Raw genomic sequence first — 26,145 nt, 5'->3', positions numbered from 1 at the left:
CTGAGTGTAGGGATCAGGAGGTCTTGCGGGCCGCCCACTCCCGGAGCCGGTCGATCCGCGCGTGCAGCTGGTCGGCGGTGGCGACGGCCGCGGCCGGGCCGCCGCACTCCTTGCGCAGCGCGGCGTGGGTGATCCCGTGCGCCTGGCCGGTCCGGTGGTGCCAGGCGGCCACCAGCCCGTTGAGCTCGCGGCGCAGGGTCGCGAGGTGCTCGTGGGTCGACACCTCGGCGATCGAGTCCCCGGTCCGGTCGTGCTCCGGGGCGGCCGCTCGCTGCTTCCGGGCGCGCTCGCTCTGCCGGGTCTGGAGCAGCTCGCGGACCTGGTGCGGCTCGAGCAGGCCGGGGATGCCGAGGAAGTCCATCTCCTCCTCCGACCCGACGTGCACCTCGCCGGAGTGACCGAACTCGCCGCCGTCGTACAGCACCCGGTCGAAGCGGGCCTCGGAGCCGAGCGCCTCCCAGCTGTTGTCCAGCTCGTCGGAGGCCGCCTCTCCGGCGTTCGCCTGCGCGAGCAGGTCGTTCTCGGCCGCGAAGATGTCGGCCTCGTCGGTGATCCGGCGGCCGAGCACGTGGTCGCGCTCGACCTCCAGCTCGGAGGCGAAACCCAGCAGGCTGGGCACGGACGGCAGGAACACCGACGCGGTCTCGCCCCGGGTCCGGGCCCGGACGAAGCGCCCGACGGCCTGGGCGAAGAACAGCGGCGTCGAGGTGGTCGTCGCGTAGACGCCCACCGCCAGCCGGGGCACGTCGACGCCCTCGGAGACCATCCGGACCGCGACCATCCAGCGCCGGTCGCTCTCGGTGAACTCCGAGATCCGCTTGGACGCCAGCTTCTCGTCGGAGAGCACCACGGTCGCGGGCTCGCCGCTGATCTGCTTGAGGACCTTCGCGTAGGCGCGGGCCGAGTCCTGGTCGGTGGCGATGACCAGCCCGCCCGCGTCCGGGACGTGGCGGCGCACCTCGGACAGCCGCTTGTCGGCCGCCGCCAGCACGGACGGGATCCAGGACCCGCCCGGGTCGAGCGCGGTGCGCAGTGCCTGGGCGGTGAGGTCCTTGGTCAGCGGCTCCCCGAGCCGGGCGGCGATCTCGTCGCCGGCCCGGGTGCGCCACTGCATCTCCCCGGAGTAGGCCAGGAACAGCACCGGCCGCACGACGTGGTCGGCGAGCGCGTGGGCGTAGCCGTAGGTGAAGTCCGCCACCGAGCGCGGGACCCCGTCCGGGCCGGGCGCATAGGTGACGAACGGGATCGGGTTCACGTCGGAGCGGAACGGTGTGCCGGTCAGCGCGAGCCGGCGGGTGGCGGGCTCGAAGGCCTCGCGGACGCCCTCGCCCCAGCTCAGCGCGTCGCCCGCGTGGTGCACCTCGTCGAGGATCACCAGGGTCTTGAAGCGCTCGGTGCGGATCCGCATGGCGAGCGGGTTCACCGCGACGCCCGCATAGGTCACGGCGATACCGACGTAGTCGCGCGACGTCTTGCCCTTGCCGGCGGCGTACGTCGGGTCGATCGGGATGCCCGCCCGCGCGGCGGCCTCGGCCCACTGGAGCTTGAGGTGCTCGGTCGGCGCGACGATCGTGACCCGGTCGACCAGCCGGCGGCCGAGCAGCTCGGCCGCGACCGACAGTGCGAACGTGGTCTTGCCGGCCCCCGGCGTCGCGACCGCGAGGAAGTCGCGCGGCAGGTCCTCGAAGTACTGCCGCATCGCCGCCGACTGCCACGCGCGCAGCGACGGCGCCGTCCCCCAGGCAGCGCGCTCCGGCCAGGCCGGTGTCAGCGCGGTGGGTCGGGGGTCGGCCTCCGGCCGACCCGTCACTCGCCGCTACCCGACTTGCCGCCGCCGGACTCGTCGCGCAGGGACTCCCAGACTTCCTTGCAGTCGGGGCAGACGGGGAACTGCTCGGGCGCCCGGCTCGGCACCCAGACCTTGCCGCACAGCGCGACGACCGGGGTCCCCATCACCATCGCCTCGGTCAGCTTGTCCTTGTCGACGTAGTGCGAGAACCGCTCGTGGTCCCCCTCATCGGTCGGGACGGTACGCCGGTCCTCGCGGACATCGGTGTCTGTCGAAAAGCCGATGGTCGTCACGGCCCCCACTGTAATCGACCCATCCGCCACCGGGACGAGTCGGCGCATCATGCCCACCCCCTCCACAAGTGAGCGGGCAAGACGCGCCGACTCGCGCCCTCTCAGCGGGCAAGACGCGCCGACTCAGCTCAGTTGAGGTCGGGGTCGAAGGGGCGGGTGGAGTGCCAGGCGAGCTCGCCGGGCTGGCGGCGCAACACGTCGCGCCACAGGTCGGAGGCGTCGGAGCGAAACACGTCGCGAGCCTCGCCGGGGACGACGTACCAGCTGCCCTCCTCGATCTCGTCGCGCAGCTGGTCGGCGCCCCAGCCGGCGTACCCGGCGAAGACCCGCAGCCCCTCGAGCCCCCCGCGGACCAGCTCGAGCGGGGTGTCCAGGTCGACCAGGCCGAGCCGGCCGTCGACCACCCGGAACCCGACCGGGACGTCGTCGGCGCGCGCCAGCAGGGCGACGGCGAGGGCGCCCTGGAGGCCGACCGGACCGCCCTGGAAGAGCACCTCGGGCTCGGCGGCTACGTCGCCCCACCCGTCGAGCACGTCGTCGACGGGGATCGCCGACGGCCGGTTGAGGACGACACCGAGGGCGCCCTGCTCGTCGACGTCGAGCAGCAGCACGACGGTGTCGGCGAAGTTCGGGTCCAGGAGCGCAGGCGTGGCCACGAGCAGCATCCCGGCCCGCGCCTCGGTCATGTCCCCATCATCGCCCACCGCACCAGACACCGGAGGCTGGATGACGACAGCCCCGCCCGACGCACCGGGAGTTCGCGGGTGGGAGGTCCGCTGGGAGGGAGGGGCGTCGGTCGGGGCTGCCGGATCGGGGGCTGCCTGATGGGGACAGCTAGGCCGCGAGGGCGGCCTTGAGGCGGGCGAGCAGCCGCGGGTGGTGGCTGGCGCGCCGCGAGGGCACGACCGGCCGGACCGGGCGGTACGTCGCTCGCGCGTGCGCCTCGATCGCGGCGCCGACCCGGACCGCGGTCCGGTCGGGAGCACTGACCCGGCCGGCCATCATGGCCAGCAGGACGTGCTCCTTGTCGGCCGACTTGGCCATCGCCTCGGCCATGGCGGCGTCGAGGGGCTCGGCCCGGTAGTGGTCGATGATCGCGAGCACCCCGGGCAGCTCGTCCGCGGTGGCCTGCCAGGCGGTGATGACGGACCCCTCGAGGTCCATCGGCTGCTGCCCGAGCTCGCGCTCGATCCGGCCGGCGAGGCGGGTGTGCCAGCGCAGCTGGAGCGCGCCGAGCAGGGTGAGCGGGTCGCCGAAGGTCTCGGCCACGCCGTCGACGTCCATCGGGAGGATGCCGTCGCGGCGGGTGTTGGCGGTGGTGATGACGTCGCGGAGGATCTCACCGCGAGAGTGGAAGGACTTCCAGGTCATGGTCTGCTCCTTCGAGGGGGCGCGGCCTACATACCGTAAGTACGTACCCACGGTACGTAACCGCACCGACGGTACGCAATCCGGCCCGCGGTGATGGTGATCACCCGTACCGACCGTCGGTATTAGGCTGCCGGGACTATGAGCAAGTCCTCGGTCTCCAAGCTCGTGCCGCGGGTGCCCGGCGTCCCGGTGCCGGGCGGCAGCCGTCGCCAGCAGTACTCCGCCTCCACGAAGCGGGCGCTGGTCGATGTCGCGGAGGAGCTGTTCACCGAGAACGGGTACGCCGCGACCTCGCTGGACGCGATCGTCGCCGGGGCCCGGGTCACCAAGGGCGCGCTCTACCACCACTACAGCGGCAAGCAGGCGCTGTTCGAGGCGGTCTTCGAGCGGGTCGAGCAGGACGCCGCCCGCGCGATCCAGAAGGCCCTCAAGGGCCACCGCGACCCGTGGGAGAAGGCGCAGGCGGGGCTCCGCGCGTTCCTGGCCGTGGTGCAGGAGGCGCGATACCGCCGGATCGTGATCCAGGAGGGGCCCTCGGTCCTCGGCTACGAGCGCTACCGCGAGCAGGAGGAGCGCTCCACGTTCGCCAACGTGCTGGAGATCGTCCAGTCCGTGCTGGCCGCCGGCAAGTGGGACCTCGACGACGCGCTGCAGCAGACCTTCGCGCGGATCTTCTTCGGCGCGATGTCCTCGGCCGGGGAGTCCGTGTCGAGCGCACCCGACCCGATCCAGGCAGCCGCGAACGTGGAGACCGCGATCGGCTTCATCCTGGCCGGCTTCCAGGCCCTGGCCGAGAGCGGTGTCGAGCTGCCGTCCGGCGAGGTCGTCGAGACGACCTCCTGAGTCCGCCCCGAGCCGGGCCCACCGGGAGCCGCACCTACTTGGTGAAGGTGACGTTCCCGTTCGCCGCGGGGACCAGCTCGATCCAGGTGTGCCCCACCGGGACCTCCAGCTCACCGGCCTTGGTCGACAGCGTGATCGGCGCGTCCAGGCCGGTCTTCTTCCAGGTGCCGCGCACCAGCCGGCCGCCGTGGAAGATCATCGCCTCGCCCTTGCCCTCGAGCTTGGTCTCGGGCACCGGGTTGCCCGCCGGGTCGCGGTAGCCCGCGTCGCCCACGGTGACCCGGAGCACCAGCACCGTGTCGGCCGGGAACTCGTCGCCGTCGGCCGCGTAGGTGTTCTCGTTGACGTAGCCCTTGCCGTCGAAGGTCCAGTTGGTGGTGTGCCCGCCGCCGAACACCGCGGCGATCTTCTTCGCCGGCTGCCCCTTGGGGAAGTCCTCCTCCGGGCCCCACGGCAGGTAGTCGTCGGGGCGGGTCGCGTCGGTCGCCGCCTCGGTCGCGACGTCGGCGAGGTTCGCGAAGAGGTTGTACGGCGCGCTGCGGGAGCTGTCCCGCGCGAAGCCCTTCGAGCCCTCGGCGAAGAACGGGATCCCGGCGCCGCGGATCCGCGCGATCGTCTGCCCCGCAGCACCGCTGGTGACCATGGTGCCGTCGACCGGGGACACGATGCCGATGTCGCTGGCCCGCATCGACCGCACCGGACCGACCAGCTCCGGGATCTCGGAGTAGTAGAAGGCCGCGAGCCGGGTCAGCCCGCCCTCCACCAGCTCCTCGACCACCAGGTCCGCCGAGCCGAGGCCGACCTGCGGCGCGCTGGCGTAGGTGTTGTCCATCTTCGTGACGAGCACGGGGTGCTCCTGCGCGACCTCCTCGTCACCGGTGACCGGGAGCCCGGTCAGCGGCCAGGTCGCCGCGACCTCCTCGGCGCCGGCGACCTGCTGCGAGGCGGGCGTCTGGTCTTCGTCGCTGGAGTCCGAGCCACCGCCGCAGCCGGCGAGCACGAGGCTCGCGGCGACGGCGATGGCCGCCAGGGTCGAGGTCGAGGTGAGGCGGGCACGGCGCACGGGATCGCTCCGTTTCGTTGAAACTCGTGTGAACTGGTCGACTTCAAGTGTGCAGCGGCGCGGCACCGACGTGGGGAGGCGCGCCCGGGGATTCGGTTCCCCTCTAGCCGAGCTTGGCGCCGCCGTCGACGTACAGGGTCTGGCCGGTGATGTACGACGCCTCGTCGCTGCACAGGAAGGCCGCGGCGGCCGCGATGTCCTCCGGGTAGCCCACGCGGCGCACCGGGTTGGCCTCGGCGTTGAGCTTGCGGAACTCATCGACGTCCATCTTGAGCCGGGCCGCGGTGGCGTCGGTCATCTCGGTGGCGATGAAGCCCGGGGCGATCGCGTTCGCGTTGATGCCGAACGGGCCCAGCTCGATGCCGAGCGTGCGGGTGAGGCCCTGGATGCCCATCTTGGCCGCGGAGTAGTTGGCCTGGCCCCGGTTGCCGAGGGCGGAGACGCTCGAGAGGTTGAGGATCTTGCCGTACTTCTGGGCGACGAAGTGCTTCTGCGCCGCCCGGGTCATGAGGAACGCGCCCCGCAGGTGCACGTTCATGACCAGGTCCCAGTCGTCCTCGGTCATCTTGAACAGCAGGTTGTCGCGGGTGATGCCGGCGTTGTTGACCAGCACGTGGATGCCGCCCAGCTCGGCGACGACCCGCTCGACGGCGGCCTCCGCGGCCGCGCTGTCGCTGACGTCGCAGCCGATGCCGACGGCCTTCGCGCCGCCGCTGACCGGCAGCTTGGCGGCCGCCTCGGCCGCGGAGGCCTCGTCCAGGTCGAGGACGGCGACCGAGGCGCCCTCCTCGGCGAAGCGGGTGGCGGTCCCGAACCCGATGCCGCGCGCGGCTCCGGTGACGACGACGACGCGTCCGTCAAAACGGCCCATGGGTGCTGCTCCTTCAGTGGTCGAGCTTGCTGGTGAGCTGGGTGGTCGGCTGGAGCGGTCCGAGGACCGGCCCCCAGGGTAGGACAGGACGGCAGGCCCACCTACCCGCGGGGAGCGCCGTCGAGCGCGGCACGCAGCCGCTCGGCGTACTCTGCCGCCTCGCCGTCGGCGTACGTCGTCCGGGGCCAGAAGAACCCGCGCAGGCCGTCGCCCTTGGTGCGCGGGACCACGTGGACGTGCAGGTGGGCGACCGACTGGCTCACGACGTTGTTCACCGCGACGAAGCTGCCCTGCGCGCCCAGCCCGTCGCGCATCGCCGTGGCGAGCCGCTGCGCGGCGGCGAGGTACGGGTCGCGCAGGCGGGCCGGCAGGTCCGGCAGGGTGACCACGTGCTCGCGCGGCACCAGGAGCGTGTGCCCCTTGAAGAGCGGGCGGCGGTCGAGGAACCCGAGGACCTCGGTCTCCTCGAGCACCAGGTCGGCCGGGACCTCCCCCGCGACGATCCCGCAGAACACGCAGCCGTCGGTCATGGGCGCCGGCGTCCCACGCCGCCCTCGAGCAGGCCGAGGAGCACGAACGACACCAAGCAGACCGCGGTGAAGCTCCAGGCCCCGAGGCCGCCCAGCGGATCCCCGAGCACGGCGTTCATCGCCGCGCCGCCGACCACGGCACCCACGACGCCGAGGACGAGCGTGATCGGCACTCCGGGGTCGTCGGGGTCGTGGTGGAGCACCCGGGCGAGCACGCCCAGGATCACGCCGGCGACGGGGAAGGCGACCATGCGGGCACGATAGTGCGGGCCGGGCATCGTGGCCGATGGTGCGAGGTCAGTCGCAGTACCGGTCGCAGGCCCGCGGCGCCACGGCCGCCCGGGCCCGGCTGCCGACGTAGTCGAAGTGCTGGGTGTCGCCGAGCCCGTAGGTCCACCGGAACCCGTGACGGGCCATCAGGGCCACGACCGGGTGGGAGCGCGAGCGCCAGGCCACGCGCGGATGGGAGTGCCCCTGCCACCACCGGTTGGGCACCGTGCCGCGCGCGGACCGGTAGGGGTTCTCCCAGGTGTTGACGTCCAGCGAGCGGCCGTAGCTGTGCGGCGAGCGCACCCCGGGTCGCCCGGTGACGTCTCGGCAGTTGAACGCCGAGGTGTTCCCGGCGGCCATCGAGGCGTAGTCGTCCCCGCCGCGCGTGCGCTTGCCCCAGCCGAACCGGTCGACGCGGAACATCGACCGCACCGGCAGCTCGCGGCGGTACATCTCCGCGAACACCGCCCCCATCGCGCGGGCCGCGCCCGAGTTCGCGACCAGCTCGCCGCGCCGCGGGTAGCCGGCGTAGTCCCAGTAGTTGACCCGCACCAGGCGCAGCCCGGCACGCCCGACCGGGCACCCGCGATGCCAGGAGATGCCGGTCATCTGCCGCCAGACCCGACCAGGGACCGGCGTGACCACGACGTTCGCGCCGGCGCCGACCGCCCGCGGCTGCAGCGGCAGGTTCTTGCGGGGCCGGGGCGCGGCCTTCGGCAGACGCACCGGGGTGCCCGGCGGGAGGTTGTCGATGCGGTGCACCCGGCTCCGGTCGCCCTCGACCCAGGCGCGGCGGACCGCACGCGCTCGCCATCGCGAGTCCTGGCGCGGCTTCACCTCGATCCGGGCGCGCCCGTCGTCGCCGGTCGTGAGCGTGCGGACCTTCTTCCAGGGCCCGCCCGCCAGCGAGCGGAACAGCTTGACGGTGCCCGCGACGGGCTTGTCGTGGCCGGTCCGCCAGCGGACCCGCACGACGACCGAGCGGCCGTCGACGACCGAGCCCGGGCCGCCGACGACGACCCGGCTGGCGCGCCGCTTCAGGTCGACCCGGGCCTGCCGGGTCGCCGGCTCGTGCGTCTCGTCGCCGGCGAAGGTCGCCCGGAACACGTTGTCGCCGGCGGCGCGGCTCAGGGTGACCACCTGCCCGGCCCGACCGTTCTCGTCGGTCGTCACGGAGCCGATCGGCGCCCAGACTTGCGACGTACGGCGCTCCAACGTGACCTGGGCGCCCGCCACCGGCTGCCCGCCGTCCCCGGCGAGCTGGACGCGCAGCGTCGTGTCGTTGTCGGCGTAGGCGGGGTCGGCCTGGAGCGAGAGCTCGGTGGTCGCGGCCCGGGCCGGGACCACGGCATCGGCGGTGGGCGCGACACCGAGGGCGACGGCGAGCGAGAGCAGGGCGGCGGCGGCCGCGGGTCCGAGACGCATGAGCGTCAGCGTGCCCAGGCTCGCGGCCGCTACTCCTCGGTTCGAGCCGGGCTCCGGCGCCGCGCGGGTTGTTCAGCAGGGTCCTACGGGACCTCGACCAGGCTGCTGAGCGTGCTGGTGTTGCCGCCGAAGTCGTAGAGCGTGAGGTCGGCCTGGATGGTCGTGCCCGGGTCGAGCGGCACGAACTCGTAGGTCAGGTTCGCGATGTCGGCGTACAGCCCGACATCGGAGGTGGGCTCCCAGGTCTGCTCGCCGTCCGCACCGATCGTCAGCACGTCGGGGACGATGATGCCCTCGGGGTCGGGTGCGAGCTCGCCGTACCCGCCCGACTGCTCGTCGTAGATGTAGATGGTCTCGCTGACGAACGTGCCGGACTCGATGTCGAGAACCAGCGAGAGCAGCGCGTCCTGCGGGTCGGTGCCCTCGGGGTCGGTCGAGGCGTAGTAGGTCAGCGGGACGTCGAAGAACGCGGTGCCCAGGTCGTCGCTGAGGTCGAGCTGGACGTAGGCGTAGGCGGAGTCCTCGCCGTCGTCGATCTGCAGCACGGTGAGGTCGTAGTTGCCGGACGCCTCGGGCGCGGATCCGCTGTCGTCGAAGTCCGCGATCTCCTCGCCCAGGTAGGTGATCGAGTCGTCGTCGTTGACCAGCGCGTAGCTGATGGTGGCCTCGGTGATGTTGCCCAGGGCCGCCGGGTCGAAGGTGCCCGTGAGCGTGATGCTGCCGTCGTCGTCGAAGCTGACGTCGGGCCCTTCGGCGGGATCGGTGAAGGCCGGCTGCTCGGCGGCCGGGATCGCGGCGCCGGCGCTGTAGTAGGCGTCCAGGAAGTCCGCCCAGTCCGCGGAGCTCTCGACATCGAGGTACGCCGGGTCCGCGAGGTCGGCCACCGGCGGCAGGTAGATCGACAGCCCGGTGGCGCCGGCGGTCCCGACGCCGTCGACGGTCTCGAGCACGGCGTCGTCGAGCGCCGTGACGACGGCATCGGCCTGGTCGGCGACCTCCGGGGCGGCCGCACCGATCGCGCCCGCGAGCTGGCCCAGGTCGCTCAGGTGCTTGTCCTGGGTCTCGTCCGGGCTCTTGCCGAAGGCCAGGGTGGTCGCCTCCGACTGCCCGACCGCGGGCGCGACGTCGGTCGACTCCTCGGCCATCGCGGCGGCGAACCCGGACACGGCCTCGTCGAGGGCGTCCATCTTCGTCAGGTCGATGAGCGCGAGCGTGATCTGGTCCTGGGTGCCCTGGTCGGCGGCCTGGTCGGCGAACCCGTCCAGGATCGCCGCGCCCAGGTCGTCGGCCGTGGCGTCCGGGTCCTCGGCGAGCAGCCCCAGGGCGCCGTAGTCCCAGCCGTGGCCGGGCTCGAGCTCCTGGGAGGCGACCAGGCGGTCGGCGAGCGGCGCGACGGCGCTGGCGACCTCGAAGTTGGCCATCAGGCAGGCGTCGAAGCCGAGCAGGTCGAGCTTGTCGACACCGGCGCGGTCCAGGCCGGTGGCGATGGCGTCGGTGATCTCGGCGAGATCGAGCACGTCCCAGTCGCTGCCCTCGTCGGGGCCGATGCCGGGCCAGGAGGAGCCGTGGTCGGAGATGACCAGCGCGTAGTGGCCGGCGCGGTGCGCCTCGATGCCGTCGGCGATGAACGTCGCGAGCACCTCGGGGTCGGCCGAGTCGACGTCGCCGAGGTCCTCGACGACCTCGGTGCTGCCGTCGGGGCCGAGGTCGAGCACCCGCGCGCCCACCCAGCTGCCCTGGTCGAGCAGCTCGTCCTCGCCGTACTCCGCGGACCGGTCCATGAACTCGCGGATCTGGAGGTTGCCGTGGGAGCCGACGGCGCCGAGCTCGTTGACGTCGGTCACCATGAACGGCTCGAGGTTGGTGTCGGCCATCGAGTAGTGCAGGACGGTCCAGCCGTCGCCTTCGCGGCCGGTGTGGGCGGCGGTGCCGGCGGGCTCGTCGTCGCCTCCGTCGGAGCCGCCCGTGCAGGCGGCGGTGCCGAGGGTGGTCAGCAGGAGCACGGCGAGGGCAGCGGTCAGCGAGCGCGGCGACCGCGCAGTCAGGAGGGGCACCACGCGAGGCTAGGGCCCGCGCCGAGCGCCGTCCGCCGAACGCCGATCTCGCCGGTGGCGACCACGACGAGCACACCGTCGGACCGAGCGGATGTCTGGACCGGGACCTTGGTCCCTGTTGCCTACGTCACACCGCTCGGACACTCGAGGCCTGAGCCGAACACCGGGGGGTGACATGGACCAGCAGCATCGCCAGGCGGACGGCCTCCTGGCGCGGATCGCGCGCGGTCTGCCCCCGGGGGACCCGGAGTCGGACGCGGCGTACGGCGCGCTGCTCGGGACCGGGATGACCCCGGCGGCGATCGTCGCCGTGCTCCGTGAGCTGGCTCGGGTGCGGCCGCTGGCCCGCACCGCCTGAGGCGCGGCTTCGGTGGTCGAGGTGCGCGTCAACATCTGACGTCGAGGCGGGACCCCTCGCGGCTGTGCTTCGCCTCGCCGGCGGTGGGTGGCTGCGGTTCTCGGCAGCTACGGAGAGGTCAGCGGGTGGTCGCCGCCCGATGCCCGGGTCGCTGGCCGCCGCCTCCTGGCGGGCGCGGTCCGCCTCGAAGTTCTTCGAAGCCCCTTGCCCTGCCCTCTTGACAAATCGAACAGGTGTTTGATACTATGCGGCCACGCAACATTCTCGGGAGCGCCCTATGACCGCGATGGCCCAGCCACGACACCAGGTCTCGCGCGCCGCCACCCAGCTCGAGACCACCCTCGACGACGTCCTCGACGCCTCCGTGTGGTCGATGGACCCCGCCGAGACCGCCACCACCCTGGTCACCCTCGAACGCGCCGAGGCCCGGCTGGTCGAGCTCAAGGCCCGGGTCGCCGCGCACGCCGACGACCTCCACGTCGGCGGTGAGATCGGCGCCTCCTGCGCCGCGAACTGGCTGGCACATGCGACCAGGACCACCCGGTCCGCCGCCCACCACACCGTCCGGCTCGGCCACGCCCTCGAAGAACACCGACCCACCCGCGAGGCCCTGGCCACCGGACAGATCCTGGCCGACCAAGCCCGAGTGATCCTCCGCGCCCTCGACCAGCTCCCCGACACCATCGACGCCCCCACCCGGGCCCGGGCCGAACACCACCTCCTCGACGCCGCCACAGAGCACGACGCCAAGGCCTTGACCCGGCTCGGCAAACACCTCTACGAAGTCATCGCCCCCGAGGAGGCCGACGCCCACGAAGCCGCCCTCCTCGAGAAGGAGGAAGCCGCCGCGGCCCGCGCCTGCCACCTGACCATGGTCGACGACGGACACGGCAAGACCCGCGGGGTCTTCACGATCCCGACCCTCCACGGCGCCGCGCTGCGCAAGATGCTGCACGCCCTGGCCGCCCCCAAACACCTCGCCGCCACCCAAGGAGCAGGGACCGAACGCCGACCCACCCCCGAAGCCCTGGGCCAGGCCCTCTGCGAGCTCCTCGAGCGCTACCCCGCCCACCAGCTCCCCCACACCGGCGGCATCAGCGCCACCATGGTCGTACTCCTCGACCTCGACACCCTCCTCGGCCGGCTGGAGAAAGCCGGGATCCTCGAGACCGGGGACAAGATCTCCCCCACCCAGGCCCGCCGCCTCGCCTGCGAAGCAGGCATCATCCCCGCCGTCCTCGACGGCAACTCCCAACCCCTCGACCTCGGCCGCAAGCGCCGCCTGTTCACCGACTACCAGCGGATCGCGCTGCTCGTCCGCGACCACGGCTGCCGTGCCGACGGCTGCCAGCGCACCACCGGACTCCACGCCCACCACAAGACCCACTGGACCGACGGCGGCCCCACCAACCTCGCCAACGCCATCACCCTGTGCCCCTGGCACCACGCACGAGCCCACGACGGCTCCTACCGGACCACCCACCACCCCAACGGCACCATCACCTACCACCGACGCACGTAGACCGACCGGCCCACCGATGCACGTAGGCTCCGCCCATGTCTCGGGGACACGCATGGGCCGGTGGCGGCCTGGCGGTCACCGCCGCGACGGCACTCGTCGTCGCCGGCGCGCTCGGCGGCTGGCCGTGGTCCGGCGACGATGTCTACGGGGTCTACGGGCACTCGCTGGAGCGGTACGGCGACGAGCACGGCGAGCCGAACCGCTACGTGAACCTCGAGGACGGCGCGGCCCAGCTCTCGCTCGGGTCGCCGGACGGCCACCGGATCGTCGTGCAGTGGCGCGACCCGGACGGACACGGGTGGACCGAGCCCGAGACCGTGTGGACGGACCGGACGAACACCGCGATCGACAGCACCGTGCGCTACGGCGGCGGCACGGTCGGCATCGTCGAGACCTACACCCCAGACACCAGCGACGACGACGACAGCTCCGACGTGCAGGTCGGCATCGTGTGCCGCGCCCTGGTCTGCGCGGCGACGCGGAAGCCGGGATTCGGCAGCGAGCCGCAGGTGACGCCGGACGGGAAGGTCGTCTACCTCGGCCAGGACGAGCAGGCGGTCAGCCTCTGGACCGAGGGCGCGGGCTTCGCGCGCGCACGCTGGGCGGGGCACCCCGGCTTCGAGTACGGCGAGGTCTCGCCGTCTCGCCCGGTGCTGGCACCCGACGGGTCGCTGCGGGTGGTCTCCTCGCGGCCCGCCCGCGGGAGCTGCACGTTCGAGCTGCTGGCCTCCGAGCCGCGGGCGGCCGACCTCTCCGTGGTCGCCCGAAGCACCCGGCCGCTGCGCGGCGCGGCCGGGTCGGACTGTGCGTCGTACCTGGACACCTACAGTGCCGACTGGGTGGCGGTGCACCCCGACGACCACCGCGCCCGCGACTTCTGGTTCGTCCGGCGCGGCGAGACGTGGACCACGACGCGCGAGGACCCCAGCGGCCTGGAGATCGTCGACACCGGCCGGGGCTGTTGCGACACGGCGGTCGCCGGCTTCGTGCACTGGAACGACGTCGCCTACGGCTCGCCGGACGGCCGGCGGATCCAGGTGCAGACGCACCTGCTCGGCGACGAGACGTGGAGCGCCCCGCTCCTGTTCGACGGCGCACCCGCGGGCTTCGCCTGCACCTGGCTCGAGGGCCGCGAGGTCGGGGACGGTTTCGTCGTGCTGATGACCTGCCACTCCGGTGAGGTCCGCGACGAGTTCCGCGGTGACGCGTACGCCGTCGCCGCCACTCCGGACCTGGCGCACTGGGAGTCGGCGTGGGCGACCGACGTCAGCGCCGACCCGGTGGTCGACGACGACCGGGTCGTGGTGGGCGACCTGTCGTGGACGCCGGACGGCGGCTTCGACCAGGGCTGACCCGGTCCCCCTCACGGCAAGGCCTCGGGCCATCACCGCTGCGTAAGGGCGATCCCGAGGCCTGCCGGCTACGTGCCTCCTTGAATACTCCGAACTCGGGAGAAATGGAAGACCTGGGCCGGAACCGTCGGCGAAATCTGGTGTCAGTCGCCGGTCGAGCAGTCGCAGCGCTCAACCTGCGCCGACTCCTCGCCGTGGGCCTCGCGAACGAGAACGGAGCCTGGATCCTGACCTGAGAGACCTGCCCGGGCTCCCCAACACCTTGCGCCGGCCGACGCTGCCGCGCACGATGGCCACGGCGGGCGGAACGACCCGTTGTCGCACCCAGAGTGCTGACTCAAACTCGCCGCTCGACGGCCTTGGCGGCGCTCCGCCCGCCGCCCACGCCATCACTCGCGCCCCAGATGATGTCTTGTTCAGCAGTCTCCTTGGCAGCGATCAGGATCGCCGCCGGCGTGGGATCTGCCGGAGCTCGGCCGGCGGCCACTCCCGCTCGGCGCGGCCGACCTCCTCCCACTCCCCCACGACGTACCGCCGGGCGACCCGGGTGGTGCCCGGCTTCCAGAGCAGCAGGTCCTCGGTGCGGTCGAGGCGCTCGCGGACCCGGCGGAAGGTGTGGACGTACACCACGAGGTCGTCGCCGGCCTCCTGGCAGGAGTAGTCGACCCACCTCGTCTCGCCGGGGATCGCTCGCCACGTGTCGACCCGCGCGCCCGGCAGCCGCACCGTCACGCCCACCCGGTCACCGTAGCCAGGTCCCCTCAGCGCTTCCCTCGCGCTCGCCGGAGCGAACGGCCATCATGGGCGCGTGAAGCGCGCGGCGGTCCTGCTGATCCTGCTGTTCCTGCTCGTCGCCGGCTGCTCCTCAGATGCGACGTCCTCGAACGGGCCCACGTCCGACGCCACGCAGGCACGGGACTCGTGGCTCGCGATGGGGCCGGAGGACGTCCGCGCCTTCGACGGCCCCGGTGGCGAGCTACTGCTGATCTTCGTCGACGAGACCTACGACATCGATGGCACCTACGCGTCGGCGCTCACCTGGAAGCTGGGCGATGACTACACCACCGACTACTTCGTAGAGGAGGACTCCGGCAGCCTGTGGTGGTACGGACGCAAGGGTTCCTGGCGTGCCGGCCGGCACGGCGCGCAGCCGCGGCTCGTGCTCGACGCCGCCACCGCGGACGAGCGCACCGTGGTCGAGCTCGGCGACCGGGCCGTGACCCTCAAGCGAGGCTCCGGGCCGGTCCGGGTGGAGACGCCGGAGGGCAGCTACGAGCCGGACCCGTCGGGCGGGGCCACTTCCTAGGCTCGCGTCAGGCGAGGTGCCGGGCCAGGACGTCGAGCAGTCCCCTGCTGCCCGCCTCTCGCTGGGGGGCGTCGGCCACGAACCGGTCGAAGAAGACGCCGTGCTCGACGTGGGTGAACCTGGTGCCGCCGGCGACCGGCTCGAGCTCCAGCGTGGCCACGGAGGTCGACATGTGCACCCCGTCGAGCCACATGTCGTACGTCGTCACGATCCGGACCTGCTCGACGATGTCGGTGTACGTCGCGACGTACCGCGAGACCGGCCCGTCGTGGAAGGACCCCTCGGCGACGTCCTGACCGCCGATGCGGAAGTCGAAGGCCCACTCGCCGGCCTCGTAGGCATCGCCTTCACCGAACCAGGCGCGCTTCTGGTCCTCCTCGGCGAACGCAGCCCAGACCCGCTCGACGGGAACGGGGTAGTCGCGGGTCAGGGTGAATCCGGCGTGGGCGAGGCGGCGCTCGATCGTCATCGCTCGGTGCTCTGTCGCTCGAAGGTGACGTGGACGGTGCCGCTCTCCGCCACCTCGCTCGTCACCCGGTGGGTGCGGTCCAGGCCACGCAGGTCGTCCCACAACCGGGCACCGCCGCCGACCAGGATCGGGGCGATCGCGACGTGCAGCCGGTCGACCAGCCCGGCGCGGAGGAAGTCGCGGGCGGTGCCGACGCCCCCGCCGACGCGCACGTCCGAGCCGCCGGCGGCCTCGACCGCCTCGGCCAGCACCTCCTCGATCGCGGTGCTGCGGAAGTGGAACGTCGTGCCGCCCTCCATGCGGATCGAAGGCCGCGGTGCCGTGTGGGTCAAGACGTAGACCGGGCAGCCGAACGGCGGCCGGTCGCCCCACCAGCCCTGCCAGTCCGGGTCGTCCGGGAACGAGTGCAGCCCGAACATCGCCGCGCCCATGATCTCCGCGCCCACCCCCTCGAAGTACGCCGCGGTATGGGCGTCGTCGACGCCGGTCGTGCCACCGCCACTGGTGTCGCCGAGGACCCGCTCGCGGAACGTGCGGGTGGCGGCGTACGCGCCGGTGAGGCGCTCCCAGTCCTCCCCCATCGGGTTCTCCGGGGTCGGCTCGCCGGCCGCGTAGCCGTCCAACGAGATGTTGAGGTCGATGCGGACGCGGGTCATGTCGGGTTCCCTCCGGGGCTGCGGGTCAGGTGGATGGCGAGCCGGTCGGCCTGACGCTCGGCCGGGGTGCGCTGCTCGCCCAACCACAGGTGCAGCACGTCGAGGGCGCCCGGCCGCAGGCTGACGGTGCGGACCCGCCCGTGCTTCTCCGAGCAGACCAGGCCCGCGTCCTCGAGGATGCGCAGGTGCTGCATGAGCGAGGGCAGCGCCATCGAGAACGGCGCCGCGAGCTCGGACACGACGGCCGGCGACTTCGCGAGCCGCTCCACGACGGCCCGGCGCGTGGGGTCCGCGAGGGCGCGGAGCACGACGTCGAGCTCGTCGAGATACTTAGGCATATGCCTAACTATTGACCAATGGATGGGTGCCGTCAACCGCTTTGTGTGTCGGGCGGCACAGCGACCGGCGCCTCCCCGACGGGCGGCGCCCGACGTACGACGTGGTCACCCGCCGTCGGCGGCGATCGCCGAGTTGGCGCTTCGGCACCTCCTCCGCTTCGCTCCCCCGGTGCAGAACCGCCCACTCGGCTCGGTCCGAGAACGTGACAGGCCCCGGCACCGTCGCTTCGCTCGGTGCCGGGACCTGATCACGTTGTTGTGGAGCTGCGGGGAATCGAACCCCGGTCCTCGAGCGTCGAACCAGGTCTTCTCCGGGTGCAGTCCGTGCTGTCGCTTTTCTCGGCCCCGGGGCTCGCACGGACACGTCCCCGACAGGCTCAGTCACGGAAAAGTCCCGCTCACCCTCCGTGACGCGGAGTGGGCGGCAAGTCTCCTAGATGACGCCAGGACCCGGGACGGAGACAGGTGCCCGGACTGACGCTTCGATCACTGCTCAGGCAGCGAGAGCGAAGGAACTGCGATTGGTGTTGGCAGTTATAGGTTTCCAGCGATCGTTTACGAGATGGCGCTGGCTTCTCGACCCGCTTCCCCTGGAACTAACGTCCCAAGTCGAAACCGATCAGCCCCTCTTGAGTTGTGCTTCCAGTCTAGGTGGTCAACCCCGACGGCGCCGCATCGATTCCCGCGGCACCGAACAGCGCCGTGCCGTTGCCCCAGCACACCGCGCGCAGCCAGTCGTCGCCGAGGTCGAGCCGGGCCAGGCCCTCGAGCTGGTGGGCGTAGGGGTACGGGATCGTCGGGAAGTCGCTGCCCAGCAGCACCCGGTGGCCCAGGTCGCGCAGCCGGGGGACCAGCTCGGGCGGGTAGGGCGGGAAGAAGTCGGTGAACACCATCGTGGTGTCGAGGAAGACCCGTTCGTGGGCCTCGGCGAGCTCGAGGAACTCCGTGCACTCCGGGGCGCCCATGTGCGCCAGGACGAGGGCCAGTCGCGGGAAGCGCCGCAGCAGCCGCTCGGTCGAGGCCGGCCCGGTGAAGTCGTTGCCGACCGGGCCGGAGCCCGCGTGCACGACCACGGGCGTGCCGGCGGCCTCGAGCTGGCCCCACACCTCGTCGAGCAGCGGGTCGTCGAGGTGGAACTCCCCCACCTGCAGGTGCACCTTGAACACCTCCACGCCCGCGGCCAGCGCGGCGCCGACGTACGACGCCGCCTCGGCCTCGGGGTAGAACGTCGCCGACCACAGCGACTCCGGCACGTCCTTCTTGAACCCGGCCGCCCAGTCGTTGAGGTAGCCCGCGACGCCCGGCTTGTGGGCGTAGGGCAGTGTCGGGAACCGGCGCACTCCCATCGCGCGCAGGAGCTCGACCCGGTCGGCGTGGTCCTGGCGGTAGCGGATCGGCCACGCCCGGCCGATCTTCGGCCCGGCGCTGTCGAAGACGGCGTACACGGCCCGCTGGATGTTCGGCGGCAGGAAGTGCACGTGCACGTCGAAGATGCCGGGCAGGCCGAGCCCCTCCCAGAACCGGCGTACGTCGTCGACGTCGGGCGCCGGGTCGGGCGCGGGGTGCTCAGTCATGCATGCCCTTGAGCCGGCGGCCGACCGCCTGCTCGGTCTCCCGGTTGGCCTGCCGCTCGGCGAGCGCGGCCCGCTTGTCCCACGACTTCTTGCCCTTGGCGAGCGCGATCTCGACCTTGGCCCGGCCGTCCTTGAAGTACAGGGCGAGCGGGACGACCGTGAGGCCCTTCTCGTTGACCCGACGCTCGATCTTGTCGATCTCGTCGCGGTTGAGCAGCAGCTTGCGCTTGCGGCGCGCGGCGTGGTTGGTCCAGGTGCCCTGGGAGTACTCCGGGATGTGCACGCCGTGCAGCCAGGCCTCGCCGCGGTCGATGTCCACGAAGCCGTCGACGAGGGACGCCCGGCCCTGCCGCAGCGACTTCACCTCGGTGCCCTGGAGGACCAGGCCGGCCTCGTAGGTGTCCTCGATGTGGTAGTCGTGCCGCGCCTTCTTGTTCTGCGCGATCAGCTTGCGCCCCTGCTCCTTGGCCATCCGCCCATTCTCCCAGGACCGGCAACCGGAATGCCGAGTCGGCGGACGTCATACGGACGGTGCAAGGGGCAACACCCTCCGTATGACGTCCCGGGCGACCCGGGTCGGGGTCAGCTCAGGAAGGAGTTGACCCAGTCCTGGGTGACCGCGATGTCCACGCGCTGGTAGCCGCCGAGGTAGCGGCAGTTCGAGGTGTAGCCGTAGCTGGTCACCGCGACGATCTCACCCTGGTAGAACACCGGACCGCCGGAGTCGCCGAAGCAGGTGCCGCCGGTGCCGAAGACGTCGCGCTCGTTGCCGTTGGTCTGCAGGATCTGCGGGGTGAGCTTCTGGCCGGGCATGTCGACGTAGCGCCGCTCGAGCGGGTAGCTCTGCGGCGTCGGGTTCTGCGGTCCGGTCTCGGACTTGCGCACCTCGGTGCCGTAGCCGACCGCACGGAACAGGGTCTTGCGCAGGTTGTTGGTGCCGATCTGGTCCAGGGTGCCCAGGCCGGCCAGGCTGGCCGGGGCGATGTCCACCGGCTCGTCGAGGACGACCACGCCGACGTCGTTCCAGTTGTCCATGTCGGTGAAGTCGGAGTACGCCGGGTGGGCGTGGGCCGTGCCCGACACGAAGCCCATGTCCGCGATCTCCTGGTCGGTGTAGCCCGCGGACGGGTCGGCGGCCGGCGCGTACGGCGAGGGGCCGGTCGCGGCGATGAAGTTGCGGAAGTCGACGAGCACGCTGCCGACGTCGCCGTCGGTGCAGTGCGCCGCGGTGACCAGCACCGTGGGGCTGATCAGGGTCGCGCTGCAGCGGTAGCGGCCGGTCGCGTCGTAGAACAGGATCAGGCCGACGTTCGAGTACTGGTTGGCGCCGTCGAACGTGCCGCCCGTGCTGGCCTGGGCGGGCCGGGCGAGGAACAGCACCGGCAGCATCGCGGCCGCGAGCACCGCGCAGAACATCTTCTTCATGTATCGCTCCCTCTCGTCATTCCCCCGAGGAGAGGGAGTCCATCACAGAAGATCGTCCAGCGGGAGACCCCTGGGCCGAGAAGTTCCGGCGGGGTCAGGGCAGCCAGTTCATTGGGTCCACGGCGGTGCCGTTCACCAGGATCGAGAAGTGCAGGTGGCAGCCGGTCGACCAGCCCGTGGAGCCGACGTACCCGACGATCTCGCCCTGGCTGACGCGGTCGCCGACGCCGACCCGGTAGCCGGTGGCGTGGTTGTAGACCGCGGTGACGTTCTTGCCGTTGATCTGGCCCAGGCTGAGGTAGAGGCGGTTGCCGTAGACCGACGAGAAGTACTTCGCGATCACGGTGCCCGAGGCCACCGCGCGCATCCCCTCGCCGCAGGAGACCCCGAAGTCGGTGCCGTCGTGCAGACCCCAGTAGCCGTAGATCGGGTGGATCCGGTAGCCGAACGGCGAGGTGACCACGCCGGGGACGGGCCGGATCATCAGGCCGTTGGTCGGCCCGGTGTAGCCGCCCTTGGCGCGGCGGGCGGCCGCCAGGATCAGCTGGCGGACGTGGTTCTCGCGGCGCTTGGCCTCCTGCAGCTCCTTGCGGTCCTGCTGGCGGGCCCGGATCGCGCCGGCGCGCGCGTCGCGCCGGGTCTCCACCAGGGTCATCACCTTGTCGCGGGCGGCGCGCGCCTCCTGGTGCAGGGTCTCCATCGTGACCAGGTGCTCGGCGGCAGCCTGGCGTTGCACCTCGACGTCGTCGCGGGCGGCCTGCACCTGGTTCTCGCGGACCTGGAGCAGCACCTCGGCGGCGTGGAGGTCGTCGTACGCCCGGGCCTCACGACCCACGATCACGTCGTTGAGCGCCGACTGGCGGGTCAGGTCGGCGGTGCTCCGCGACTCCAGCAGCGTGGCGAACGCGAGCAGCTGCGGGTCGCCCTGCTCGTAGATGTCGGTGACCGTGTCGGTCAGCTTCAGCCGCTGGTCGTCGAGGGCCGCCTGGCCGTCGGCGAGGTCGGTCTGCGCGTCGACGAGCCGTTGCTCGGCGGTCTCGAGGCGGGCCTGCATCTCGCGGTCGCGGATCTCGGCGGCCTGGAGGCGGGCGCTGGCGGCCCGCAGCTCGCCACGGGCGGTCGAGAGCTCGTGGATCGCCCGGTCCAGCGCGCCCTGGGCCCGGCGCAGCCGCGCGCTGGACTCGTCGAGGTCCTGCTCGGCGCTCTTGACCTGCTGCTGGGCCTGCTGCTGCTTGTGCTTGAGGTCCTTCGGCTCGGCGTTCGCGAGGGGAACGGCCAGCGCACCGATCGCCAGCGTGCAGGCCGCGGTGGCTGCCGTCAGGCGATGGCGTGCGGTACGGGGGAAGAGACGCACCGGTCTGCCTTCACGTGTTCGGGGAAGAGAACTCCTCGACGGTAACGTGCGCGCGTCAGACTTTGAGGTATTTGCGCGTCAGCACGAGTGTCGGCAGCAGCGTCAGGACCGGGCCGAGCACCGCGACCCAGATGGCTGCGACGGTGAACTCCCCGGCCCCGATCCACGGGATGAAGCCGACCAGGTCCTCCAGCCGGCCGTGGACCGCGAACCACATGAACGCGCCGAGGGTGCCGACGGACACCCCGACCGCGATCGCCGCGGTCACCAATGACTCCATGATGAACGGCAGCGCGATGTAGAGGGTGGACGCACCGACCAGCCGCATGATGCCGATCTCCCGGCGGCGCGCGAAGGCCGCGAGCCGGATCGTGTTCGCCACCAGCAGCAGCGCCGCGACCACCAGGAACGCGGCGATCCAGAACGCGCCCCACTGCATCACCCGCAGGCCCTGGAGCACCGGGCCCACGATCTGGCGCTGGTCGCGCACGTTCGACACTCCGTCGAGGCCGACGATCGCGCTCTCGATGCCGGCGTACTCGTCGGGGTCCTCGAGCGTGATCCAGACCGACTCCGGCATGTCGTCGGCGGTTGCGGCCGGGTTGGGCCCCGCGAACTTGTCCGCGCCGAGGAGGTCCTTGATCTTCGCGAAGGCCTCCTCCTTGGTCTCGAAGCGGTAGCCGGCGACCTCCGGGTTCTCCTCGATGACCTTGGTGATCCGGTCCTTCTGCGCGTCGGTGACCTCGCTGGTGCAGGCCGGGTTGTCGTCGCGCGCCTTGCACAGGAACGCCGTGATCTGCAGCTCCGAGCCCCACTGGTCGGCAGCCTTCGTGGCCTGCTGGTTGAGCAGCACCCCCAGGCCCACCAGCGTGAGGGACACGAAGAGGGTCAGGATCACCGCCAGGTGCATCGACAGGTTGCGGCGCAGGCCCTGGCCGAGCTCGGAGAAGACGTAGCGAAGCTGCATGTGGGTGTCGAGGTCCTCGTTCGGGGGTCGGGGCTCTGCAGTCGGTGCTGGGGGTCAGTGCTGGAAGCCGTAGATGCCCTGCGCCTGGTCGCGCACGACCCGGCCGTCGGCGAGCTCGATGACCCGCTTGCGCATCTGGTCGACGATGCCGGCGTCGTGGGTGGCCATCAAGACGGTGGTGCCGGTGCGGTTGATCCGGTCCAGCAGCTTCATGATGCCGACCGAGGTGGCCGGGTCCAGGTTGCCGGTCGGCTCGTCGGCGATCAGGATCATCGGCCGGTTCACGAACGCCCGGGCGACCGCGACCCGCTGCTGCTCGCCGCCGGAGAGCTCGTCGGGCATCCGGTCGCCCTTGCCCTCCAGGCCGACCAGCTCCAGCGTCTCGGGCACCAGCCGGTTGATCTCCGAGCGCGAGCGGCCGATCACCTGCAGCGCGAACGCGACGTTCTCCGCGACGGTCTTGTTGGGCAGCAGCCGGAAGTCCTGGAAGACCGTGCCGATCTGGCGGCGCATCCGCGGCACCTTCCAGCTGGCGAGCCGGTTGATCTCCTTGCCGGCGACGTAGATCCGGCCGGAGGTCGCGCGGTACTCGCGCAGCACCAGCCGCAGGAAGGTGGACTTGCCGGAGCCGGACGTGCCGACCAGGAAGACGAACTCGCCCTTGTCGACGTCGACCGAGACCTGGTCGAGCGCAGGGCTCGCCTGGCCGGGGTAGGTCTTGACCACCTTCTCGAACCGGATCACGGGAGTCGAGCGTAGACCCTGGGCCTAATGCTTCCGGGGACGTGTCTGGGGACCTGTGCTGTCGACCACCCACCAGGCGGCGTACGGCGGCAGCCAGGCCTGGCCGTCCGCGCCCGCGGTGATCGGGTGCCCGCCGAGCGCGTCGTACGGCGCACCGATGCCGCACTCCGCCAGCCGGTGGATCGGGAACGGCCGCGGCGTGGTCGTGACGTTGTAGAGGGTCACCATCGCGCCGCTCGGGTGCCGCCGCGCGCACGCGAGCACGCCCTCGTCGGTGTCGAGGAGGACCTCGCTGGCCGCGGAGGCGTGCAGCTGCGGCAGGCCGGCCCGGACCCGGGACAGGTGGGCGAGCCCGCTGAAGACCCGGCCCGGGACCGTGCGCAGGTCGTGGCGCTGTGCGGCGAGCCGGCCGTCCAGCCGGGGCCGGTGCGCCCATCGGTTGTCGTCCTCGTGGCCGGGCTCGGTCGCCCAGTCCGGGTCGTTGGGCTGGCCGAGCTCGTCGCCGCTCCACACCACGGGGATCCCGCCCCAGCCGGCGACGATCGCGTGGGCGAGGAAGATCCGCGCGAGCCCGGCGTCGGTGTCCTCGGACAGCCCGGCCAGCGAGGCCGCCGTACCGCTGATCCGCTTGTCGCCGGTCTCCGGGTTGTGCTGGAAGACCAGCCCGTCGGCCCAGGAGCCCGGGAAGTCACCGGCGTACCAGTCGGCGAGGAAGCGCCGGTGCGCCGGGCCGTCGAGGCCGACGGCCGCCGCGTCGCCGTCGTCGATGGCCCAGCCGATGTCGTCGTGGCAACGGGCATAGGTGATCCAGGTCGAGGTGGCGGGCGCCGACGGCAGCGCGGCCAGCGCGTGCCGGGCCAGCGTCGTGCTCTGCGTGGCGAGCATCGACCAGACCTGCACCATCAGGCTGTTGTGGTAGGCCAGGTCGCTGACCCGCCCGGCGTGCGCGCCGAGGCCGAGGTACTGCACGAGGTCGCGGGGGCCGACGATCGCCTCGGCCTTGAACGCCACCGCCGGCGCCGCGAGCCGCGCGACGGCGCGCAGCGCCTGGGTGATCGCGTGCACCTCCGGCTCGTTCTGGCAGGTGCTGCCGAGCCGCTTCCACAGGAACGCGATGGCATCGAGGCGGAGCACCTCGACGCCCAGGTTGGCGAGCGTCACGACGATGTCGGCGAACTCCTCGAGCACCGCGGGGTTGGCCCAGTCGAGGTCCCACTGCCACGCGTTGAACGTCGTCCACACCCAGGCGCCCAGGTCGTCGTCCCAGCTGAAGTTGCCGGGCGCGAAGTCCGGGAACACCTCGGGCAGGGTCGCCTCGTAGGCGTCGGGCAGCTCGCGGTCGGGGTAGTGGTGGAAGTACGCGAGGTACGCCGGCTCCCCGGCCCGAGCGCGCTCCGCCCATTCGTGCTCGCGCGCGACGTGGTTGAGCACCAGGTCGACCACGAGGCTGATCCCGCGGGCGCGGAGGACCCCCGCGAGGTCGGCGAGGTCGGCGGTGGTGCCGAGGTCCGGGCGGACCGTGCGGTAGTCGGCGACGGCGTAGCCGCCGTCGTTGTCGCCCTCCCGGGGCTGCAGCAGCGGCATCAGGTGCAGGTAGGTGACGCCGAGGTCCTCGAGGTGGTCGAGCCGGTCGCGCAGCCCGGCCAGGTCACCCCCGAAGCGCTCGGTGTAGCAGGCGTAGCCGAACATCCGCGGGTGCTGCAGCCAGTCCGGCTCCAGCAGCCGGCGCTCGTCGAGCCGGTGCAGGTCCTCCGAGCGGGCCGCGTGGCCCGCGGCGGCGACCGCTACGAGACGACGGGCCACCGCATCGGGGTCGTCGTACAGCTCGACGACGGCGGCGCGCAGGTCCGGCCACCAGCGGTCCAGTCGCAGCGCGAAGGACTCGCGGCGCTCGGCGCCCAGCCCGCCCAGGAGGGCGGCGGCTGCGGCCTGGACGTCGGCGGGAGCGCTCATCCCCCGCATTCAAGCACCCCCGTAGGTTGTCCTCGTGCCCCTTCCGCGTGCTCCATCCGTGGCCCCGCTCACGGGGCTGCTCACGGGCCTGCTGGCCGGTCTGCTGGCGCTCACGACCGCGTGCGAGGGCGATGCTCCCGAACCGCGCCCCCCGCTGGACTCCGCCGCGCCGCTGGCCGAGCTGGCGACCGACACCATGACGGTGGCCCGCGAAGACTTCTGCGCCCGGGTGGCGCCGGCCGCGGTCGAGGAGGCGCTCGGCGCCGCCCCCGCCGACGAGCACGCGTGGGCGAACGGTGAGCGGGCCACGCTCGCGCCCGGCCTGACCGACGTCGCCCACGAGTACGGCTGCCGCTGGTCGGCGGACGGTACGACGGTCCGCGCGTGGGTGTTCGCGCCACCGGTGACCGCCGGCCAGGCCGAGTACCTGCGGCGCGCGGCCACGCGGCCGGAGGGCTGCGCGCCGGTCACCGGCGCGCCGCGGTTCGGGTCACGCGGGGTGGCGGTGCGTTGCTCGGGCGGCGCCGGCGGGGTCACCGCGTTCCACGGGCTGTTCGGCGATGCCTGGCTGTCCTGCTCCGTGGAGACCTCGGGGGCCGAGCCGGGACCGCCGGGCGAGGCGCTGGACCGCGCCAGCGGCTGGTGCGCGACGGTCCTGCAGGCGGCGGCCGCCTGACTCCTCGTCGTCGCGGCCGCGCGGGCTCAGCCGGTAGACGCCTCCCGATCGTGGCGGACCGGGCAGCCGGCGACGCCGGGCACCGGGAAGGTGCCGAGCTCCTCGATCCGGTAGCCGTCGGGGTAGCTGCGGATCCAGGAGATGTCCTCGATCCGCTTCGGCGAGCGGCGGGCCGGGAAGGCCCGCAGGGCCAGGCCACGGGCCCGCAGCGCGGCCCGGCTGGCCCGCTGGACGGCCGCCGCGGGCGCGTCGTACCGGAACGCCTCGCGCAGCGGCTGGTCCATCAGCGCCTTGGCGAACAGCCCGGCCGGCCGGCGCACCGGCGGGGCGTAGAACGTCTGCATCAGCGCCAGCGTGGCGTCGGCGACCCGGCGGGCGCCCTCGTCGTACCCGAAGTGCTCGGCCTCGTAGGAGTCCATCAGCTCCTCGAACCCGGCGTAGGTCTCCGGCACGTCGCGGATGTTCATGTGCCGCCCGAGCGTGCGGTAGTAGCGCACCGACGCCTCGAGCTCGGTCGGCGTCAGCGACCGCTTGCCGTAGTCGTCGAGCCAGCGCTTCGGGACGACCACGAACGTCGAGAGCACGTAGCGGAACTCGTGGTCCGGGATGTCGTAGGCGCGGTGCATGGTGTTGATCCGGCGGATCGCGGCCCGCGACTCCGGGTGGTCGAAGCCGAGCCGGGTCGGCGGCTCGAGCAGCAGCGCGGTGTCGTCGTACCTCTTCTGCACCTGCTCGGTGAACGCCCCGGTGTCGTCGAGCAGCCGGCCGATGCCGGGCACGGCGTAGGTGCGGAACAGCGCGAAGCTGAGCGCCTGGTTCATGTCCCACGGGAACTCGTACATCACGACGTTGCGGTAGATCTCGACGAAGTCGGTCTCCGGGTCGAGCGAGTCGTTGCGCCTCTTCCAGTGGTCCCGCCGCATGGACCGACCTTAGAACACG

General features: G+C 72.3%; 28 protein-coding genes and 1 other RNA gene. 6 read left to right on the top strand and 23 right to left on the bottom strand.

Translation table 11 applies throughout. The annotated features are described in order from the left end of the window. Positions 1 to 13: 13 nt before the first annotated feature. The 4 genes from NOCA_RS07940 to NOCA_RS07925 all read right to left on the bottom strand — a co-directional run bounded on the left by NOCA_RS07940 (position 14) and on the right by NOCA_RS07925 (position 3,453). Positions 14 to 1,810: a DEAD/DEAH box helicase gene (locus tag NOCA_RS07940; protein ID WP_011754753.1), complete on the bottom strand. Its 1,797-nt coding sequence runs from the start codon at positions 1,808 to 1,810 to the stop codon at positions 14 to 16. Then, positions 1,807 to 2,073, bottom strand: coding sequence for a DUF3039 domain-containing protein (locus tag NOCA_RS07935; protein WP_041547232.1), 267 nt, complete (start codon positions 2,071 to 2,073; stop codon positions 1,807 to 1,809). Before NOCA_RS07935 ends, NOCA_RS07940 begins: the two co-directional genes overlap by 4 nt. A 137-nt stretch (positions 2,074 to 2,210) precedes the next feature. Continuing rightward, positions 2,211 to 2,768 carry a YqgE/AlgH family protein gene (locus tag NOCA_RS07930; protein WP_041546378.1) on the bottom strand — a complete coding sequence of 186 codons (558 nt, stop codon included), beginning with the start codon at positions 2,766 to 2,768 and terminating at the stop codon, positions 2,211 to 2,213. A 148-nt stretch (positions 2,769 to 2,916) separates the two neighbouring features. Further along, on the bottom strand, positions 2,917 to 3,453 hold the full coding sequence (locus NOCA_RS07925) for a hypothetical protein (RefSeq protein ID WP_011754750.1): 537 nt from the start codon (positions 3,451 to 3,453) through the stop codon (positions 2,917 to 2,919). Positions 3,454 to 3,591: 138 nt separating this feature from the next. On the opposite strand from NOCA_RS07925, the gene NOCA_RS07920 reads away from it, so the two are divergent. Beyond that, positions 3,592 to 4,296: a TetR/AcrR family transcriptional regulator gene (locus NOCA_RS07920; RefSeq protein ID WP_011754749.1), complete on the top strand. Its 705-nt coding sequence runs from the start codon at positions 3,592 to 3,594 to the stop codon at positions 4,294 to 4,296. A 34-nt stretch (positions 4,297 to 4,330) separates the two neighbouring features. On the opposite strand, the gene NOCA_RS07915 is transcribed toward NOCA_RS07920, so the two are convergent. The 6 genes from NOCA_RS07915 to NOCA_RS07890 form a co-directional block, all read right to left on the bottom strand. Next, positions 4,331 to 5,359: a DUF3048 domain-containing protein gene (locus NOCA_RS07915; protein ID WP_011754748.1), complete on the bottom strand. Its 1,029-nt coding sequence runs from the start codon at positions 5,357 to 5,359 to the stop codon at positions 4,331 to 4,333. Positions 5,360 to 5,462: 103 nt separating this feature from the next. Further along, positions 5,463 to 6,230, bottom strand: coding sequence for an SDR family NAD(P)-dependent oxidoreductase (locus NOCA_RS07910; protein ID WP_011754747.1), 768 nt, complete (start codon positions 6,228 to 6,230; stop codon positions 5,463 to 5,465). Positions 6,231 to 6,331: 101 nt separating this feature from the next. Then, complete coding sequence (locus tag NOCA_RS07905; RefSeq protein ID WP_011754746.1) at positions 6,332 to 6,760, bottom strand: HIT family protein; 429 nt, start codon at positions 6,758 to 6,760, stop codon at positions 6,332 to 6,334. After that, positions 6,757 to 7,011 carry a hypothetical protein gene (locus NOCA_RS07900; RefSeq protein WP_041546377.1) on the bottom strand — a complete coding sequence of 85 codons (255 nt, stop codon included), beginning with the start codon at positions 7,009 to 7,011 and terminating at the stop codon, positions 6,757 to 6,759. The genes NOCA_RS07905 and NOCA_RS07900 overlap by 4 nt, the downstream gene beginning before the upstream one ends. A gap of 46 nt (positions 7,012 to 7,057) precedes the next feature. Beyond that, positions 7,058 to 8,455, bottom strand: a complete 1,398-nt coding sequence (locus NOCA_RS27005; RefSeq protein WP_011754744.1) for a M15 family metallopeptidase — start codon at positions 8,453 to 8,455, stop codon at positions 7,058 to 7,060. A gap of 83 nt (positions 8,456 to 8,538) precedes the next feature. Then, the gene (locus tag NOCA_RS07890) at positions 8,539 to 10,509 is read right to left on the bottom strand and encodes a clostripain-related cysteine peptidase (RefSeq protein WP_140404209.1); all 1,971 of its coding nucleotides are present in this window, start codon (positions 10,507 to 10,509) and stop codon (positions 8,539 to 8,541) included. Between the two features lie 175 nt (positions 10,510 to 10,684). Between NOCA_RS07890 and NOCA_RS07885 the strand changes: the two genes are divergently transcribed. The 3 genes from NOCA_RS07885 to NOCA_RS07875 all read left to right on the top strand — a co-directional run bounded on the left by NOCA_RS07885 (position 10,685) and on the right by NOCA_RS07875 (position 13,741). Continuing rightward, positions 10,685 to 10,867, top strand: a complete 183-nt coding sequence (locus tag NOCA_RS07885; RefSeq protein WP_041546376.1) for a hypothetical protein — start codon at positions 10,685 to 10,687, stop codon at positions 10,865 to 10,867. 277 nt (positions 10,868 to 11,144) lie between these two features. Next, complete coding sequence (locus tag NOCA_RS07880; protein WP_011754742.1) at positions 11,145 to 12,389, top strand: HNH endonuclease signature motif containing protein; 1,245 nt, start codon at positions 11,145 to 11,147, stop codon at positions 12,387 to 12,389. 35 nt (positions 12,390 to 12,424) lie between these two features. Continuing rightward, positions 12,425 to 13,741: a hypothetical protein gene (locus NOCA_RS07875; protein ID WP_011754741.1), complete on the top strand. Its 1,317-nt coding sequence runs from the start codon at positions 12,425 to 12,427 to the stop codon at positions 13,739 to 13,741. A gap of 438 nt (positions 13,742 to 14,179) precedes the next feature. Here NOCA_RS07875 and NOCA_RS07870 read toward each other — a convergent pair whose 3' ends face one another. After that, positions 14,180 to 14,479: a hypothetical protein gene (locus NOCA_RS07870; RefSeq protein ID WP_041546375.1), complete on the bottom strand. Its 300-nt coding sequence runs from the start codon at positions 14,477 to 14,479 to the stop codon at positions 14,180 to 14,182. Between the two features lie 70 nt (positions 14,480 to 14,549). Between NOCA_RS07870 and NOCA_RS07865 the strand changes: the two genes are divergently transcribed. Further along, positions 14,550 to 15,047 (top strand): hypothetical protein, encoded by a 498-nt coding sequence (locus NOCA_RS07865; protein ID WP_011754739.1) that lies wholly within the window; start codon positions 14,550 to 14,552, stop codon positions 15,045 to 15,047. Between the two features lie 7 nt (positions 15,048 to 15,054). Here the strand turns inward: NOCA_RS07865 and NOCA_RS07860 are convergent, their stop codons facing one another. The 11 genes from NOCA_RS07860 to NOCA_RS07815 all read right to left on the bottom strand — a co-directional run bounded on the left by NOCA_RS07860 (position 15,055) and on the right by NOCA_RS07815 (position 24,536). Further along, entirely contained in the window at positions 15,055 to 15,516 is a 462-nt protein-coding gene (locus tag NOCA_RS07860; RefSeq protein WP_011754738.1) for an SRPBCC domain-containing protein, read from the bottom strand. Then, positions 15,513 to 16,172, bottom strand: a complete 660-nt coding sequence (locus NOCA_RS07855; protein ID WP_011754737.1) for a dihydrofolate reductase family protein — start codon at positions 16,170 to 16,172, stop codon at positions 15,513 to 15,515. The genes NOCA_RS07860 and NOCA_RS07855 overlap by 4 nt, the downstream gene beginning before the upstream one ends. Next, positions 16,169 to 16,510 (bottom strand): metalloregulator ArsR/SmtB family transcription factor, encoded by a 342-nt coding sequence (locus tag NOCA_RS07850; protein WP_011754736.1) that lies wholly within the window; start codon positions 16,508 to 16,510, stop codon positions 16,169 to 16,171. Before NOCA_RS07850 ends, NOCA_RS07855 begins: the two co-directional genes overlap by 4 nt. A 256-nt stretch (positions 16,511 to 16,766) precedes the next feature. After that, positions 16,767 to 17,137: a transfer-messenger RNA gene (ssrA, locus tag NOCA_RS26450) on the bottom strand. Between the two features lie 20 nt (positions 17,138 to 17,157). Next, positions 17,158 to 18,084, bottom strand: a complete 927-nt coding sequence (locus tag NOCA_RS07845) for an amidohydrolase family protein (protein ID WP_011754735.1) — start codon at positions 18,082 to 18,084, stop codon at positions 17,158 to 17,160. Then, positions 18,077 to 18,556 carry an SsrA-binding protein SmpB gene (gene smpB, locus NOCA_RS07840; protein ID WP_011754734.1) on the bottom strand — a complete coding sequence of 160 codons (480 nt, stop codon included), beginning with the start codon at positions 18,554 to 18,556 and terminating at the stop codon, positions 18,077 to 18,079. Before smpB ends, NOCA_RS07845 begins: the two co-directional genes overlap by 8 nt. A 110-nt stretch (positions 18,557 to 18,666) precedes the next feature. After that, on the bottom strand, positions 18,667 to 19,509 hold the full coding sequence (locus tag NOCA_RS07835) for a trypsin-like serine protease (protein WP_011754733.1): 843 nt from the start codon (positions 19,507 to 19,509) through the stop codon (positions 18,667 to 18,669). Positions 19,510 to 19,603: 94 nt separating this feature from the next. Beyond that, positions 19,604 to 20,863, bottom strand: coding sequence for a peptidoglycan DD-metalloendopeptidase family protein (locus NOCA_RS07830; protein WP_011754732.1), 1,260 nt, complete (start codon positions 20,861 to 20,863; stop codon positions 19,604 to 19,606). A 55-nt stretch (positions 20,864 to 20,918) separates the two neighbouring features. After that, positions 20,919 to 21,830 (bottom strand): permease-like cell division protein FtsX, encoded by a 912-nt coding sequence (ftsX, locus tag NOCA_RS07825; protein ID WP_011754731.1) that lies wholly within the window; start codon positions 21,828 to 21,830, stop codon positions 20,919 to 20,921. Positions 21,831 to 21,884: 54 nt separating this feature from the next. Next, the gene (ftsE, locus tag NOCA_RS07820) at positions 21,885 to 22,574 is read right to left on the bottom strand and encodes a cell division ATP-binding protein FtsE (RefSeq protein WP_011754730.1); all 690 of its coding nucleotides are present in this window, start codon (positions 22,572 to 22,574) and stop codon (positions 21,885 to 21,887) included. A 24-nt stretch (positions 22,575 to 22,598) separates the two neighbouring features. Continuing rightward, positions 22,599 to 24,536: an alpha-amylase family protein gene (locus NOCA_RS07815; RefSeq protein ID WP_011754729.1), complete on the bottom strand. Its 1,938-nt coding sequence runs from the start codon at positions 24,534 to 24,536 to the stop codon at positions 22,599 to 22,601. Positions 24,537 to 24,561: 25 nt separating this feature from the next. On the opposite strand from NOCA_RS07815, the gene NOCA_RS07810 reads away from it, so the two are divergent. Next, the gene (locus NOCA_RS07810; RefSeq protein ID WP_011754728.1) at positions 24,562 to 25,203 is read left to right on the top strand and encodes a hypothetical protein; all 642 of its coding nucleotides are present in this window, start codon (positions 24,562 to 24,564) and stop codon (positions 25,201 to 25,203) included. A gap of 26 nt (positions 25,204 to 25,229) precedes the next feature. Here NOCA_RS07810 and NOCA_RS07805 read toward each other — a convergent pair whose 3' ends face one another. After that, positions 25,230 to 26,126 carry an oxygenase MpaB family protein gene (locus tag NOCA_RS07805; RefSeq protein ID WP_011754727.1) on the bottom strand — a complete coding sequence of 299 codons (897 nt, stop codon included), beginning with the start codon at positions 26,124 to 26,126 and terminating at the stop codon, positions 25,230 to 25,232. Positions 26,127 to 26,145: the final 19 nt, after the last annotated feature.

This window comes from Nocardioides sp. JS614 (assembly GCF_000015265.1).
Classification (GTDB): Bacteria; Actinomycetota; Actinomycetes; order Propionibacteriales; family Nocardioidaceae; genus Nocardioides.
The sequence above is the reverse complement of the archived record's forward strand: the minus strand, read 5'-3'. Positions and strand labels throughout refer to the sequence as shown.

Excerpts from the sequence above, each read along its gene's own strand:
- NOCA_RS07930 (WP_041546378.1), bottom strand. The coding sequence starts at position 2,768 with ATGACCGAGGCGCGGGCCGGGATGCTGCTCGTGGCCACGCCTGCGCTC.
- NOCA_RS07925 (WP_011754750.1), bottom strand. The coding sequence starts at position 3,453 with ATGACCTGGAAGTCCTTCCACTCTCGCGGTGAGATCCTCCGCGACGTC.
- NOCA_RS07920 (WP_011754749.1), top strand. The coding sequence starts at position 3,592 with ATGAGCAAGTCCTCGGTCTCCAAGCTCGTGCCGCGGGTGCCCGGCGTC.
- NOCA_RS07910 (WP_011754747.1), bottom strand. The coding sequence starts at position 6,230 with ATGGGCCGTTTTGACGGACGCGTCGTCGTCGTCACCGGAGCCGCGCGC.
- NOCA_RS07905 (WP_011754746.1), bottom strand. The coding sequence starts at position 6,760 with ATGACCGACGGCTGCGTGTTCTGCGGGATCGTCGCGGGGGAGGTCCCG.
- NOCA_RS07900 (WP_041546377.1), bottom strand. The coding sequence starts at position 7,011 with ATGGTCGCCTTCCCCGTCGCCGGCGTGATCCTGGGCGTGCTCGCCCGG.
- NOCA_RS27005 (WP_011754744.1), bottom strand. The coding sequence starts at position 8,455 with ATGCGTCTCGGACCCGCGGCCGCCGCCGCCCTGCTCTCGCTCGCCGTC.
- NOCA_RS07885 (WP_041546376.1), top strand. The coding sequence starts at position 10,685 with ATGGACCAGCAGCATCGCCAGGCGGACGGCCTCCTGGCGCGGATCGCG.
- NOCA_RS07880 (WP_011754742.1), top strand. The coding sequence starts at position 11,145 with ATGACCGCGATGGCCCAGCCACGACACCAGGTCTCGCGCGCCGCCACC.
- NOCA_RS07875 (WP_011754741.1), top strand. The coding sequence starts at position 12,425 with ATGTCTCGGGGACACGCATGGGCCGGTGGCGGCCTGGCGGTCACCGCC.
- NOCA_RS07860 (WP_011754738.1), bottom strand. The coding sequence starts at position 15,516 with ATGACGATCGAGCGCCGCCTCGCCCACGCCGGATTCACCCTGACCCGC.
- NOCA_RS07855 (WP_011754737.1), bottom strand. The coding sequence starts at position 16,172 with ATGACCCGCGTCCGCATCGACCTCAACATCTCGTTGGACGGCTACGCG.
- NOCA_RS07850 (WP_011754736.1), bottom strand. The coding sequence starts at position 16,510 with ATGCCTAAGTATCTCGACGAGCTCGACGTCGTGCTCCGCGCCCTCGCG.
- NOCA_RS07845 (WP_011754735.1), bottom strand. The coding sequence starts at position 18,084 with ATGACTGAGCACCCCGCGCCCGACCCGGCGCCCGACGTCGACGACGTA.
- smpB (WP_011754734.1), bottom strand. The coding sequence starts at position 18,556 with ATGGCCAAGGAGCAGGGGCGCAAGCTGATCGCGCAGAACAAGAAGGCG.
- NOCA_RS07835 (WP_011754733.1), bottom strand. The coding sequence starts at position 19,509 with ATGAAGAAGATGTTCTGCGCGGTGCTCGCGGCCGCGATGCTGCCGGTG.
- ftsX (WP_011754731.1), bottom strand. The coding sequence starts at position 21,830 with ATGCAGCTTCGCTACGTCTTCTCCGAGCTCGGCCAGGGCCTGCGCCGC.
- NOCA_RS07815 (WP_011754729.1), bottom strand. The coding sequence starts at position 24,536 with ATGCGGGGGATGAGCGCTCCCGCCGACGTCCAGGCCGCAGCCGCCGCC.
- NOCA_RS07805 (WP_011754727.1), bottom strand. The coding sequence starts at position 26,126 with ATGCGGCGGGACCACTGGAAGAGGCGCAACGACTCGCTCGACCCGGAG.